We start from the raw sequence: 13,623 nt of genomic DNA, 5'->3' as shown, positions 1-13,623 counted from the left end.
GCGATATTGCAATAGCGATATTTCAATAGAGTTTAGGAGATCCCGATTAGAGGCATCCCATCATGCAACCTGAAGTCAAACCCCAATCCGTCGCATTATATGACACAGACTATCAACTCTGGCTCAATCAAACCGTTGCCCAGTTGAAAGCCCAGGATTTCAGCAACCTTGACCTGGAAAATTTAATTGAGGAGATCGAAAGTTTGGGAAGGAGCCAAAAACATGCAGTTTCCAGCTACCTCATGCGATTGTGTGAACATTTGCTCAAGATCCAATACTGGGAATCGGAACGAGAGATGTGCTTGCGAGGATGGAAACGGGAAATCATTAACTTCAGACTCCAAATTCAGGAAGAGTTGGAAGCGAGTCCCAGCTTGAAGTCATTTTTGCCAGATGTTTTCACTAAACAATACAAAAATGGTAGAAAGCTCTTCCTCGCTGCGAGTGAGTTGGATGCCCATTTGATTCCCCAGGAGCCTGAGTTTACCCTGGAACAAGCCCTGGATGAAGATTGGCTTCCCTGGCAACCAGAATAGATTCAAGGTGGGCGTATATTTCTTGTGAGTGGGGCGATCGCCAATCCAAGGAGGATTGATCATGCAGTCAGAAGTTAACCTAAAATCAGCCTCGTTGTATGACACTGATTACCAACTTTGGCTAGAACAAACGGTGGCGCAGCTACGGGAAAAGGATTTCAACAATCTTGACCTGGAAAATTTAATTGAGGAGATCGAAAGTTTGGGTAAAAGCGACAGGCGGGCGATATCAAGTTATCTGCTACGACTCTGTGAGCATCTTCTCAAGCTTAAATACTGGGAATCTGAGCGGGAACGCTGTTTCAGAGGCTGGATCTTGGAAATTAATAATTTTCGTTCAGAAATTGAGTTGATTCTTAAAGATAGCCCTAGCCTCCAGCCGTTTTTAAGCGAGACGTTTTTGTCTTCCTATCAAAAAGCCAGAAAAAATCTGCTTCGGGCGATCGAGTTACCCGCTTTCATTCCCCAGGAGCCTGAGTTTACCCTGGAACAAGCCCTGGATGAAGATTGGCTCCCCTGGCAACCGAAATAGCTCCCATCCCCCCACTTTTCTTGGCAGTCCACTCAGTCGATCGCCAGACTGTTCCTCCCTCAGTCCTCCCTTACTCCTCCACTAACTCCTGCACGATCGCCAGAAATCGATTCACCGTTGGCGAGGTATCTTCCTGTCGCCAAACTAAGGCGATCGCCGCCTGGGGGGTTGGTTCCTGCAAGGGTTTGTAGACTACACCCGTCCGCTGGAGGTTTTGCAGAGACACAGGGACGATGGCAATGCCCATTTCCGCCGCCACCAGACTGACGATCGTTTGCATCTGAATGGCTTCCTGCACCACATTGGGGCTGAATCCACCCTGATGACAGAGGCTGATGATCTGGTCGTACAATCCAGGCGCAAGGGGCGGGGAAACAGGACGAACGGTTGATGCAGCAGGCTGGATAGGGAAACGGTGTCCTGGTTTGCCAGAGGATGGAACTCTGACAGGGCAACGACCAGGGGTTCCTGAATCACCGGGAGCAGGCTCAACCGCGACTCATCCACCGGCGGACGAATAAATCCTACATCCATCCGTCCCTCCAGGAGCCACTGCACCTGCTGATCGGTGGTCAACTCATGGAGTTCCAGCCGCACATCGGGAACGTCCAGACGAAACGATCGCAGGATTTCCGGCAGCACATTGTAGGTGGCGGAACTGACAAACCCAATCACCAACTGCCCCACTTCTCCCCGGCTTACCTGTCGTCCAGTCTGAATCGCCTGCTCCAACTGGCGAAAAATCCGCTGACATTCTCCTAAAAATACCTGCCCCGCTTCCGTCAGCGCCACACTCCGCTTCGTGCGATAGAACAGTTGAAAGCCCAACTCATTCTCCAACTGCCGAATCTGCTGACTCAGGGGCGGTTGAGCCATATGCAGCTTTTCCGCGGCTCGCCCAAAGTGCAATTCTTCAGCCACAGCGATAAAGTAACGTAAATGCCGGAGTTCGATCATCACCCGTGGTTAGCTCACTGTTTGCTAGTGCATTTTTTGCAATGACCCTTAAAATTTAAGCAAGACTTTAGAAACTCTACCCTAAGTGTGATTTGCTTTCTACCCGAAGTCCTGTTAATACTAAGCTGAAGGCAGCTTAACAAAAGTTAATGCTTAAACCAGATTTTCAGATTTCACGCTGGCGATTGCCGCATTTCCGCTTCCCCTGGCGGAGATCCGATCGTGGATTTTCAGTAGTCATGGCTGGGTTAGCTACGGTGGGATTCATCACCACAACGGGTTGTGCCCTGTTACCCGATCGAGAAGTACAGGCTCAATCCCAGAGTACCAGTGGAGAACGGGGTGGAGGAGCCGTTGCCGTGGAAACTGCGGTGGCTGAAACGGGTTCCCTGGATGAACCATTGAGCTATACCGGAACCACCGAACCCGTGCGATCGGTGGCTTTGCGTTCCCAGGCAGAAGGACGCTTAATCAACCTGAACGTAGATGTGGGCGATCCGGTCAGTCAGGGTGAGGTATTGGGACAATTAGACGATCGGCTGCTGACGATTTTGCTGAGTCAATCGGAATCAGAATTAGCGGCCCTGGAGTCTGAGGTGGCCAGAGCGGAGGCGGAAGTCAGCGATGCCCAGGCCCAGGTGGAAGAAGCGCGAGTTCGGTTAGAACAGGCTCAAGCCGATGCCGATCGATTACAGCGATTGTTGGATGAGGGGGCCGTAACGGAACAGGAAACCGAACAAGCCCAAACGGCCGTGCGATCGGCGGAACAGATCCTGCGATCGGCGGAAGAACGAGTGCGAACCCGCCAGCAGTCCGTAACGGCAGCCCAGCGACGGGTTTCAGCCCAGCAGGCCGCCGTTTCTGAAGGACTGGAACGACGAGATTTTAGTGCCTTAATCTCCCCCATCAACGGTGTGGTACTGGAGCGCACCTCGGAACCGGGAAACCTGGTGCAGCCAGGGGATGAAGTCCTGAAGCTGGGGGATTTTAGCGAGGTGAAAGTGATCGTTCAGGTATCGGAACTGGAGCGATCGGCCGTGCGAGCCGGACAGTTGGTGCAAGTCCAGTTTGATGCCTTCCCCAATCAAGAATTTCGCGGTCAGGTGACGCGGATTTCCCCAGCTGCCGATCCGACTGCCCGTCTAATTCCCGTCGAAATTACCCTACCCAACCCTGGCGCGCAACTGGGAAGCGGGTTATTAGCCAGAGTGCAATTTCAATCCGATCAGGCAGCCCGAATCGTCATCCCCGAATCTGCCCTCAGAGCCGCAGGCGATCGTTCACAACCTGCCGCAGGCGAGCAAAACTCCACCCTGTTCGTCCTGGAGCAAAACGGCGAGGAAACCATTGCAGTGGCCCGATCGGTACAGGTGGGCGATCGTTCCAACGGTCGTGTCGAAATTCGATCGGGCTTAGAACCAGGTGAAACCTACATCGCCCGGAGTGGTAGACCCCTGGAAGACGGAGAACCCATTCGCACCAGCATTTTGTCTTCTGACCCCTGACCCCTGACTCCCGACTCCCGACTCCTATTTCCCTCTTCCCTCTTCCTACTTCCTATGACCTCCTCCAGAGTAAGTGTCAGTTCGATCGCAATCCGTCGGCACATTGGCACCCTGATGCTGACTCTAACCGCCATTGTGCTGGGTGTCTTTTTTCTGTCGCGCCTACCCGTTGATCTCCTACCCTCCATCACCTATCCCCGAATAGGAGTACGGGTGGATGCACCGGGAGTCTCCCCGGAGGTGGCGGTGGATGAAGTGACCCGGCCATTGGAACAGGCCCTGGCGGCCACCGATGGCGTGGAGCAAATCTATTCCCAAACGCGAGAAGGGCAAATCAGCATTGACCTATTCTTCCGTCCGGGCGGAGATGTGGATCAGGCTCTAAACGATGCAACGGCAACGCTGAACCGAGCCAGAGGCAATTTACCCAGCACGATCGAACAACCGAGACTATTCAAGTTTGACCCGTCGCAGCTTCCGGTATATGAGTTTGCTCTGACCTCTCCAGCCCTACGAGGAGTAGACCTGCGGGTGTTTGCCGATGAGGAACTGGCGCGGGAACTCTTAGTCGTTTCTGGAGTTGCCAGTGTGGATGTATCGGGGGGAGTCCAGGAGGAAGTTCAGGTGAATCTGGATCTGAACCGCCTGCAAGCCCTGGGCGTGGGACTGACCGATGTTTTAAATGAACTGCGCGATCGCAATGTGGATGTGTCGGGGGGACGGATTCGGGGCAGTGATTCCGAGTCCCTGACCCGCACCGTGGGACGCTTCCAGTCCGCCGATGAGATTCGTAATCTGTCCTTTGAGGTGAATAGCAATCAGGGAACGGCTGGGGCAACGAATCCACAGCGGGTGTATCTGCGGGACTTTGCCCAGGTGGTGGACGGCACGGAAGAGGAGCAGGTGTTTGTGTCCTTAAATGGCGAACCTGCGGTGAAAGTCAGCGTGCAGAAACAACCCGATGCCAATACGATCGAGGTGGTGGAAGGGGTGAAGCGTCGCATTGAAGAACTGAGACGTGCGGGCAATGTTCCCCAGGAAATCACCCTAATTCCGACGTTGGATGAATCGCGGTTTATCCAAAGTTCCATTGCTAACGTGGCAACGGCGGGGCTGATGGGAGCTGGATTAGCGGCGATCGCAGTTCTTCTCTTTCTCGGTTCGCTGCGTCAGACTTTAATTATTGTCATTTCCATTCCTCTAGCCATTCTGATTGCTATTCTTCTGATGGGAGTATTCGGCTTGTCGCTCAACGTCTTTAGTCTGGGTGGATTAGCTCTGGGTGTGGGGATTGTGGTGGATAACTCGATCGTGATGCTGGAAAGTATTGTGATGGGAGTCCAAACCGATCGCCTTAGCAATGGGAATGGCACAAACGGCGGAACGAACGGCAACGGGACGAACGGTAATGGCACAAACGGTAATGGGATGAACGGTAACAATGGCAACCACTCCCATTCGACCTCTCGTAGGGGCGATAACTCCTTCGGAGACGCTATGCGAACGCGAATCGCCCCTACCGAATTTCCCGCCTCTCTCCTTCAAACCGCTGAACAAAGCAGCCAGGAACTCGAATCAGCCCTCGTTGCCTCTACGACAACTAACCTGGTGGCGGTTCTGCCCTTCCTGTTAATCGGCGGTTTTGTGTCCCTGCTGTTTAACGAACTAATTCTCACCATCAGCTTTGCCGTTGCGGCCTCCCTGGTGGTTGCCCTGTCGGTTGTGCCGATGTTGACCTCCCGCTTACTGGCGGTGCGCTGGTCGAGTGGAGTCAGCGAGTTCTGGCTACTGCGACAGTTTCGGCAACGGCTGGAGGGTTTGCGGCGCAACTATGCCGGATTACTGGCAAGGGTGATTCAGCGACGAGTCTGGGTGATTGGTCTGGCGGTGTTGATTCTGGGGGGGGGCAGTTTGTTGATGGTCAATCAGGTTCCCCAGGAAATTTTGCCCAGCATTAATACGGGACAGGCTCGCCTGTTTGCCCAATTTCCGCCGGGAACCACGCTGGCAGAAAACCGCAGGGTGATGGATTCCGTGGATCAACTCCTGGTGGAACAGCCGGAGGTGGAATATGTCTTCTCTACGGCAGGCGGCTTTCTGTTTGGCAGCAACACCACGGAAAATCCCCTGCGCGGTTCCAGTACGATTACCCTCCAACCGGGAACCAACGTCACTTCGTTTGTCGATCGCATGAGCCGTGAACTGAATCAGCTTAATTTAGTTGAGACTCGATTACGACTGATTCCTGAATCGGTGCGGGGACTGGTGTTGAACAACTCGCCGATTCGGGGAGCTGAGATCGATTTAGCCCTGCAAGGTCAAGATGAGCAAACTTTACGGAGAGCCGGATTCCAACTGCTGTCTGCCCTGGATGAGCAAGCGAGTTTAGCCCGATATCGTCCCGATGCCGACCAACCCCAACCAGAGGTACAGATTCGTCCCGATTGGGAACGGGCTTCCACCCTGGGGCTGACGGCTCAGGACATTGGCGATACGGTTCAGACGGCGATTCAAGGGTCGGTTCCCACCCAACTTCAGCGGGGCGATCGCCTGGTGGATATCCGGGTGCGCTTACCGGAACAGACGATCGAGCGTCCGACTCAACTGCGTCAACTCCCGCTGTTCACCAATGGCAATCGCTTAGTCCGGCTGGGGGATGTAGCCCAGATTGAAACGGGGGAAGCACCCGGAGAAATTCAGCGGATTAATCAACGGCAGGTGTTTTTGATTGCAGGAAATTTGGTGGATGGAGCCAGTCTGGGGGCGGCTCTGGATGAAGTGGAGGAGGTGTTGGAGGCGATCGAATTGCCGGAGGGGGTGACGGTGCTACCCAGTTCCAGTGCGGAGAGTAATCGGGAGATTCAGTCGGCGATCGTCGTGTTGGGCGGGTTGGCGGCCTTTCTGGTGTTCGTGGTGATGGCGGTACAGTACAACTCGCTGGTCGATCCCCTGGTGATTATGGTGACGGTTCCTTTCGCGCTGGCAGGCGGAATTCTCGGTTTGTTTATCACCCAGACGGCGATCGGGGCAACGGTGCTGGTGGGGGCGGTGCTGCTGGTAGGAATTGTTGTCAACAACGCCATCATTATGGTGGAATTAGCTAATCAAATCCGGCAGCAGGAGCAGGTGGATCACCAGACGGCCATTCTCAAGGCGGCTCCCGAACGACTCCAGCCGATTTTGATGACGACAATCACCACAGTTTTAGGGATGTTTCCCCTGGCGTTGGGTATTGGTGAAGGCTCAGAATTCTTGCAGCCGTTGGGGGTGGTGGTCTTCTCTGGATTATCCCTGGCTACTGTACTGACGCTGTTCCTGATTCCCTGTTTCTATACCCTGTTCCACGATCCGCGCTGGACGGGCTATCGCCGGAAGCTGTTGGCACGGGTGCAGCAGAGTCGATCGTCTGATCTGGTGAAGCGATGATCAGGTAGGGATAATTGCGGCCCATCGGGATAGGAATACACTAGTATCTATAGTTCCCTGATCGCTCTAACCCTATCTTCGGCGAGAAGAACCATGAAACGAATTGAGGAACCCAAAACTCCCGTGTTTGTCCAGTGCCTCCAGTGGGTGTTTGATCCCGTCGGCTACCTGGAGAAAAACCATCACGGCTATCCTGATTTTTTTAAAAGCCAGGGAGTCGGCTTTGGTAATGAAGTCGTTCTGACCAGCCATCCCCAGGCAATGCAGTTCATTTTGTCGAACGATCGCAAGTTATTCACTGCTCCAGGGGACACCAATTGCATTTTAGAGCCGATGATTGGGGCCAACTCATCGATCATGCTGGATGGTACAAACCACAAAAAACGCCGTCAGTTAGTCATGCCTGCGTTCCACGGCGATCGGCTCCGTACCTATGGCGAGTCTATCTGTCAGATTGCCCAGGAGGTAATGTCCCAGGTGCCGATGGGTTCTACCTTTACCGCTCGGAAAATGACCCAGGCGATTTCACTACAGGTCATCTTTGAGGTGGTGTTTGGGCTGTCAACGGGCGATCGCGCGGATGCGATTCGGGAACTGCTGATCCCTATGACCGATCAGTTTAGTTCGCCGCTGACCTCTGGACTGCTGTTTTTCCAGGGGTTCCAGAAAGACTGGGGAGCCTGGAGTCCCTGGGGGCGGTTTTTGCGGTTGCGAAATCAGTTGGATGAGTTGCTCTATGCGGAAATCCGCGATCGTCGGGCCAAGCCAGACCCCGATCGCACCGACATGCTTTCCCTGCTGATAGAAGCGCGGGATGAAGACGGTGAATCCCTCAGTGAGCAGGAATTGCGCGATGAGTTGATGACGCTGCTGCTGGCTGGGCACGAAACTACGGCAACAGCATTAGCATGGGGATTGTACTGGATACACCGTCTACCGGAGGTCAAAGCGAAACTACTGGATGAATTGCACCGTGCCGGAACCCTGGAGCCGATCGCCCTGGCCCAGTTGCCCTACCTCACCGCAGTTTGCCAGGAAACCCTGCGCCGATCGCCGGTAGCCATGCTGACCTTTCCCCGCAAGGCCCAGGAACCTGTAGAAATGATGGGCTACTCATTTGATGCGGGAACGCTGTTTATGGGCTGCATGTACCTGACCCACCAACGAGCCGATCTCTATCCAAACCCCCAGGAATTTCGCCCAGACCGTTTCCTGGAACGCAAATATTCCCCCTATGAATTTATCCCGTTTGGCAATGGTGTGCGGCGATGTATGGGGGAAGCCCTGGCACTCTACGAACTGAAGTTGGCACTGGCAACGATCGCCCTGAACTATGAGCTGAAATTAGCCGATCAACAGCCGGAAGTGCCCCGTCGTCGAGGGGTAACGCTGGCTCCAGCAAGGGGAGTCAGAATGGTAATGCAGGGAGTTTGTTCTCAACCCAAAGCACTGGCTGAACCGGCCTATGGTTGAACCACAATGGCAAATTTATCCGCCCGCCCAACCGCCTGAGGCTTTCTTGCAGGCAGTTCAACAACAGTGCCAATGTTTAGGGCTAACCACGATCGGAACCTATACGGCGCAACTCCTCTGGCAGCGAGGCATTCGAGCGGTAAACCAACTGCCCGGATTTCTGAATCCCGACCTGTATCAACCCGCCAGCCCCTTTGAATTTGGGGAAGAGATGCAGTGGGCAGTCAAAAGATTAGTTCAGGCTTACCAGACCGCAGAAACGATCGCCATTTGGGGAGATTTTGATGCCGATGGGATCACGTCCACTGCCGTCCTGTGGGATGGACTGGGCCAATTCTTTCCCCAGCCAGATCTGACCTACTTTATTCCCAACCGCCTCAGCGAATCCCACGGGTTATCGATTTCAGGACTCGATCGCCTGTCCGCTCAGAACTGCTCCCTGATCGTCACCTGCGACACGGGCAGCACCAACCTGGAAGAGCTGACCTACGCCCAGACGTTAGGGATTGACGTGATCATCACCGATCACCACACCCTATCCCCAACTCGCCCTCCCGTCACAGCGATCATTAACCCTCGCGCCTTACCCTCAGACCATCCTTTGGCGCACCTGTCCGGTGTAGCAGTCGCCTACAAGCTGGTGGAAGCCCTCTATACCACCCTGCCCGATGTCCCCGATCGTCCCCTGGAAAGCTTATTGGACTTAGTGGCGATCGGCTTGATTGCGGATCTGGTTAATCTGACGAGCGACTGTCGTTACTTAGCCCAAAGGGGCATTCAGGTATTACAACAGAATCAAACCCGGAAGCCTCCCCCCGTCCCGGTATCGCCAAACTCCTGGAGCTCTGCAAACGCACTGGCGATCGACCCACCGACATTTCCTTTGGCATTGGCCCCCGGATCAACGCCATCAGCCGGATTCATGGCGATGCCCATTTCTGTGTGGAACTCCTCACCAGTCAGGATGCCGATCGCTGCCGCAAACTGGCCGAAGACACCGAACTGGCCAACGCCCGCCGCAAATCCCTCCAGCGAGAAGTCGTCCAACAGGTCAAAACCCAGCTCAACCAACAGGATCTCTCCACCACCCACGTCATCGTCCTCTTCGATCCCCAATGGTCGATCGGCATTCTGGGACTCGTCGCCGGACAGATCGCCCAGGAATACGGTCGCCCTACCCTCCTCCTCACCCTCGACTCCCCCCTTCCCTCCGAGGGCGATTTGCAAATCGCCCCTACCCTTACTTCCTCCCCCCTCCCCCCTCACTCCTCACTCCTCACTCCTCACTCCTCACTCCTAAAAGGTTCCGCCCGCTCCATCTTCCCGATCGACCTCTACCAGCTCGTGGCCCAACAGTCCCACCTGCTCCACCGTTTTGGCGGACATCCGATGGCAATGGGATTGAGCTTACCCCAGGAGAACCTGTCCCTGTTCACAGAGGCGATCGATCGGCAGTTGCGGGAGTTGGAGAGCCAGATGGGACTGGCTCCAGGGGCCATGCGATCGGTAGATCTGACGGTAACGGTAGCAGAGTTGGGACAGGATTTGTTTCGGGAGTTAAAACTGCTGGAACCCTATGGCATGGGGAATCCGGTTCCCAGGTTGCTGATTCAGAATTGCTGGTTTAAAAATGCCGGGAACCGCAATATTCAGGACTGGAAGGGGCGAAAAGTTCGCTACATCAAAACCGAGTTTGAACTGTGGGATGAGTCGGTGTCTCAAGGATTTCCGGGGGTGTGGTGGGAACATTACCGGGATGAATTGCCAGACGGATCCTGTGATGCGATCGTGGAACTGGATTTCAATACCTACAAAAAACGCTATGAAGTGCGGCTTATTGCCCTGCGATCGGTTGAATCGGGAATAATGCCCATCACTCCCCCAGGGAATTGGATGATTGATTGCCGGGGTCAGGTCGATCCGGTTGTACCGACTCAGGACGCTTTAGTGGTGAAACAATGCCCTGGAAGCTGGCGGGATCTACAAACCTGGATGCAGCAGATTCAGCCCAACCAACCGTTGGTACTTGCCTATCCTTCACCGATCGCCATCGCTCCGACCGATGTGTGGCAAGAGTTGGTTGGAATCGCCAAGTATCTCAGCCGTACTGGAAAATCAGTAATGCGAATGCAACTTCAGGATAAACTCAGCATTGGCGATCGATCGCTTCAGGTGGGATTTCAGGCATTACAGTCCCTCGGATTTCAAGTGACGGATACCACTGATGCCGATACCGAGATTTTAATCACCTGGCAACCGATCGAGGGAGTAATGGCAACACCCCAAAATGAGGCGATCGAACAATTTCTCCAGGTGATCCAGGAAGAACAGTTTCAACAGCGATATTTTTACGAAGCCCCGGTTAGAACGCTTCAGGCAATATTGGGTAGGTTTTAGGAGGGAGGAGGGAGGAGGGAGGAGGGAGGATGAAGACAGCAGTTCTCAGTATGAGAATAATTCTTACTCAAACATCCAGTCTCAGCACTTCAAACGTTTGGAACCCGTATTCTGTACCCATGCGATCGCTGATGCTGCTTAACGGCTAAGTTGAGCGGCGGCTAGCACTCTCCGCATCGCCACCAAGATCTCTCGCCCGTCCGCTCCAACGTGTTGTTAGACCGCGCTTCCGCGACAAACTCACAACTTCTCTACCGCTTTCAGCTTCCTTCCTGCGTAAATCTTCAAATATTGCATCTAGGTCATAATTGAAAGACTTTGCATATGCTTCGCGGATTTGGTGAATTTCTTCAACAATTTCATCTTTCCACATAATCTAATCTCCCATCAGTTCGTTTGGCGTGCAGAGAACAGGCAACACATAGCCGAAATCGAGACTAATCTCCGCCAACTTTCCCTGGATTTGGGCATTGGCAATATGTTTGCAATTCCAGGTTAGCAGGTAATCCATGCCGTGTATGGTAGCAGCGGCAATGTGAATCGCGTCTACCTTTGCCTTTGGAGGAAGGCTACTTCGAGCGAGAAATTGTGCAGCTAAATCTTGTACTGCCTGGTTCAATGCCAGCAAGGGAAAATCACGCAGAATCTCCAGTCGTTGAGCAGCAATCCCCGCGTCCCCCTGTGCCACTTCATCTAGAACAGCCTCCGAGGTGTAAAGAATGAAAGTGTTTCGGCGAAATTCCCACCAATCTTTGGTTATCTCCATATTTGCAGCCAGGATCAGGTTTTTGGTTGACCTAGCAGTAAGGTATCCCAAGATACTGGTTTCAATGTAGACAGTCTCGCTCATATTCATTTAACTCACAACTACATTTGCTTTTATCCGAAAAAGTTACCATCGGGCTGAACTCATGGCGTTATAGTACATGTACGCTGCCGTAGAGGGGTGTTATGCCGATCGCCTCAGTAAATCTTCAGGGTCAGCACGTAGGCAAAAGATATAGCACTTAAGACATAAGCACTACTTAACGATCACCCAAAATCCGATCGCCCTTGAGAACACAAACAGGATAACTTCAGGAATGCAGATTGAATCATGGGTGCGATCGCTTCACTTTGCTGACAGGGCGGGCAAGACTTCGGCTTGAGCCCAGTCGAAACGCTGCCCACCCCACAAGAGTGCAATAAAAATGGTAGGGGCTGCACCGCTGTGCGCCCTGGCTTAGAGCGTCATCGATCGCACATAAATCCTCATAATCTCTCCGGGTTCTTTGGTGGTAGCCTGTTGGATTTGCGAGAAGGGTAGGGGACGTGACCAATCTTCGACGCGGCAGAAGTCACACTGATACAGACGCGCGATCGTGATTTCCACATCATTGGGTTGCCCAATCATCAGGATTTTGACCGATCGCCGGGCAGGGGAAATCAGCCGATCGCCTGCGGGAGGCAGACCGAACAGTTTGTCGGACATGGTTTGTAAATCTCCTTATTCCAGGGTTTGAAGAAACCCCAGAGACTAGCCCTCGTTCAGACAGGGCAAGCGACAGGTATCGGGTGTTATCATACACCCTAGCCTGGACTAGCCTCGGTAGTCTGGGTCAGGAGGTTAAGCGTTTTGCTTGCGAGGCGCGCTTGACCTCCGTTAGAGAATTTCGTCTCCAGGTCGTCCAGCTATCCCCCAGGTTTGTGCAACCCAAAAGATAGCTATAGCCGATGAGCGTAGCATTAATCGATCGAGCAAATCAAGTCACAATTGTTACGGTCAGCAATTTTCATTTTGAAATACTTGTACTGAGGTTATGACCGTTTGAAGCGTTTAAGCCCGATGATCTAAACAACGGTCTGACAACAGATGCCTGAGTAATAATCATTCTCATGCTGAGAATTGTTGGCGGAATTGAGGAGAGAGGTTCGTTTAGTGAAAATCGCTGTAAGCTGGAGTTAGAGGCATTTTGCCCTTAATGATCGGTTGTTTTGTGTTAGTTGTCTAAGATCTTGGGCTACAACAAATCAACATCAAATCAGTATCTAAATGGGCGGGTTGAGCCATGCTAGTAAATCCGCAAAGCCCAATTCAATCTGAATCATCTCTCGTTCTGAACCCATCCGATCGCCTGCGCTATCCGATCGTGGCTCAAGGGATTGTGATGGAGTTTCAGACGGGAGGGGAGACATTTCGGGTTCTAAACGGGGTTGATTTGCAGTTGGAACAGGGCACCCTCCAGTTTTTGATGGGGCCGTCTGGGGTCGGCAAAACGACACTGTTATTCATTCTGGCGGGAATTCTGACTCCCACTGCGGGGCAGGTTTACCTTCTGGGGCAGGACATCCTCCACAGCGCGAAAGGGAATACAGCCAAACTGCGCCTTCAGCAGGTCGGATTCATTTTTCAGGATCTCAACCTGTTATCAGCATTGACTACCCTGGAAAATGTAGAACTGGCGTTAAGAATGAAGGGCTTCACCCGTGCGACGGCTCGCCGCGAAGCTCGACAATTGCTGGATCAAGTGGGTCTGTCCAGTAAGGCAGCCAAGCTACCCCGCAGTTTGTCGGGCGGTGAGAAGCAGAGGGTGGCGATCGCCCGTGGGTTGGCGGGACGACCCCGGATTTTGTTTGCTGATGAACCCACCTCTGCCCTGGATAGCCGCAACGGGTTTACCGTAGTAGAGCACCTGAAGGAATTGGCTCACCAGCACCAGTCCACTGTTTTAATGGCAACCCACGATGCGAGATTCACTCAGTTGGCCGATCGGGTCTTGCATCTGGAAGAGGGCAGGCTTTGTTGAAAGTTTCATCA

9 protein-coding genes and 2 pseudogenes are annotated in these 13,623 nt (G+C 53.3%); 7 read left to right on the top strand and 4 right to left on the bottom strand.

Features of this window, described 5'->3' with window-relative positions; all coding sequences use genetic code 11:
• Positions 1-62 precede the first annotated feature (62 nt).
• Together ACM1PF_RS10260 and ACM1PF_RS10255 are read left to right on the top strand one after the other, a co-directional pair.
• Positions 63-536, top strand: a complete 474-nt coding sequence (locus ACM1PF_RS10260; RefSeq protein ID WP_416674372.1) for a DUF29 domain-containing protein — start codon at positions 63-65, stop codon at positions 534-536.
• Positions 537-597: 61 nt separating this feature from the next.
• Positions 598-1,068, top strand: a complete 471-nt coding sequence (locus ACM1PF_RS10255) for a DUF29 domain-containing protein (RefSeq protein WP_416674371.1) — start codon at positions 598-600, stop codon at positions 1,066-1,068.
• Positions 1,069-1,138: 70 nt separating this feature from the next.
• Here ACM1PF_RS10255 and ACM1PF_RS10250 read toward each other — a convergent pair.
• A pseudogene (locus tag ACM1PF_RS10250) lies at positions 1,139-2,022 on the bottom strand (LysR family transcriptional regulator).
• 242 nt (positions 2,023-2,264) lie between these two features.
• Here ACM1PF_RS10250 and ACM1PF_RS10245 point away from each other — a divergent pair.
• From ACM1PF_RS10245 to ACM1PF_RS10230, 4 genes and pseudogenes are all read left to right on the top strand, one after another.
• Positions 2,265-3,530, top strand: coding sequence for an efflux RND transporter periplasmic adaptor subunit (locus ACM1PF_RS10245; RefSeq protein WP_416674370.1), 1,266 nt, complete (start codon positions 2,265-2,267; stop codon positions 3,528-3,530).
• Positions 3,531-3,584: 54 nt separating this feature from the next.
• Complete coding sequence (locus ACM1PF_RS10240; protein WP_416674368.1) at positions 3,585-6,956, top strand: efflux RND transporter permease subunit; 3,372 nt, start codon at positions 3,585-3,587, stop codon at positions 6,954-6,956.
• 93 nt (positions 6,957-7,049) lie between these two features.
• Positions 7,050-8,429 carry a cytochrome P450 gene (locus ACM1PF_RS10235; RefSeq protein ID WP_416674367.1) on the top strand — a complete coding sequence of 460 codons (1,380 nt, stop codon included), beginning with the start codon at positions 7,050-7,052 and terminating at the stop codon, positions 8,427-8,429.
• Positions 8,422-10,826 (top strand): annotated as a pseudogene (locus tag ACM1PF_RS10230) (single-stranded-DNA-specific exonuclease RecJ). Before ACM1PF_RS10235 ends, ACM1PF_RS10230 begins: the two are co-directional and overlap by 8 nt.
• A gap of 145 nt (positions 10,827-10,971) precedes the next feature.
• Here the strand turns inward: ACM1PF_RS10230 and ACM1PF_RS10225 are convergent.
• The 3 genes from ACM1PF_RS10225 to ACM1PF_RS10215 all read right to left on the bottom strand — a co-directional run bounded on the left by ACM1PF_RS10225 (position 10,972) and on the right by ACM1PF_RS10215 (position 12,297).
• Positions 10,972-11,199, bottom strand: a complete 228-nt coding sequence (locus ACM1PF_RS10225; protein WP_416674366.1) for a hypothetical protein — start codon at positions 11,197-11,199, stop codon at positions 10,972-10,974.
• Between the two features lie 3 nt (positions 11,200-11,202).
• Positions 11,203-11,676 carry a type II toxin-antitoxin system VapC family toxin gene (locus tag ACM1PF_RS10220; RefSeq protein WP_416674365.1) on the bottom strand — a complete coding sequence of 158 codons (474 nt, stop codon included), beginning with the start codon at positions 11,674-11,676 and terminating at the stop codon, positions 11,203-11,205.
• A gap of 372 nt (positions 11,677-12,048) precedes the next feature.
• On the bottom strand, positions 12,049-12,297 hold the full coding sequence (locus ACM1PF_RS10215; RefSeq protein ID WP_416674364.1) for a hypothetical protein: 249 nt from the start codon (positions 12,295-12,297) through the stop codon (positions 12,049-12,051).
• 577 nt (positions 12,298-12,874) lie between these two features.
• Between ACM1PF_RS10215 and ACM1PF_RS10210 the strand changes: the two genes are divergently transcribed.
• A complete protein-coding gene (locus ACM1PF_RS10210; protein ID WP_416674363.1) occupies positions 12,875-13,612 on the top strand; it encodes an ABC transporter ATP-binding protein in 738 nt (245 codons plus the stop codon).
• Positions 13,613-13,623 lie beyond the last annotated feature (11 nt).

It is taken from the genome of Egbenema bharatensis FJBBOT/2019 (genome assembly GCF_048077055.1).
Lineage (GTDB): Bacteria > Cyanobacteriota > Cyanobacteriia > Elainellales > Elainellaceae > Egbenema > Egbenema bharatensis.
Note: the sequence above shows the minus strand (reverse complement) of the source record. Positions and strands in the feature narration are given on the sequence as shown.

Bases quoted from the DNA above. Each gene is read 5' to 3' on its own strand.
- ACM1PF_RS10260 (WP_416674372.1), top strand. From the start codon at position 63: ATGCAACCTGAAGTCAAACCCCAATCCGTCGCATTATATGACACAGAC.
- ACM1PF_RS10255 (WP_416674371.1), top strand. From the start codon at position 598: ATGCAGTCAGAAGTTAACCTAAAATCAGCCTCGTTGTATGACACTGAT.
- ACM1PF_RS10245 (WP_416674370.1), top strand. From the start codon at position 2,265: ATGGCTGGGTTAGCTACGGTGGGATTCATCACCACAACGGGTTGTGCC.
- ACM1PF_RS10240 (WP_416674368.1), top strand. From the start codon at position 3,585: ATGACCTCCTCCAGAGTAAGTGTCAGTTCGATCGCAATCCGTCGGCAC.
- ACM1PF_RS10235 (WP_416674367.1), top strand. From the start codon at position 7,050: ATGAAACGAATTGAGGAACCCAAAACTCCCGTGTTTGTCCAGTGCCTC.
- ACM1PF_RS10225 (WP_416674366.1), bottom strand. From the start codon at position 11,199: ATGTGGAAAGATGAAATTGTTGAAGAAATTCACCAAATCCGCGAAGCA.
- ACM1PF_RS10220 (WP_416674365.1), bottom strand. From the start codon at position 11,676: ATGAGCGAGACTGTCTACATTGAAACCAGTATCTTGGGATACCTTACT.
- ACM1PF_RS10215 (WP_416674364.1), bottom strand. From the start codon at position 12,297: ATGTCCGACAAACTGTTCGGTCTGCCTCCCGCAGGCGATCGGCTGATT.
- ACM1PF_RS10210 (WP_416674363.1), top strand. From the start codon at position 12,875: ATGCTAGTAAATCCGCAAAGCCCAATTCAATCTGAATCATCTCTCGTT.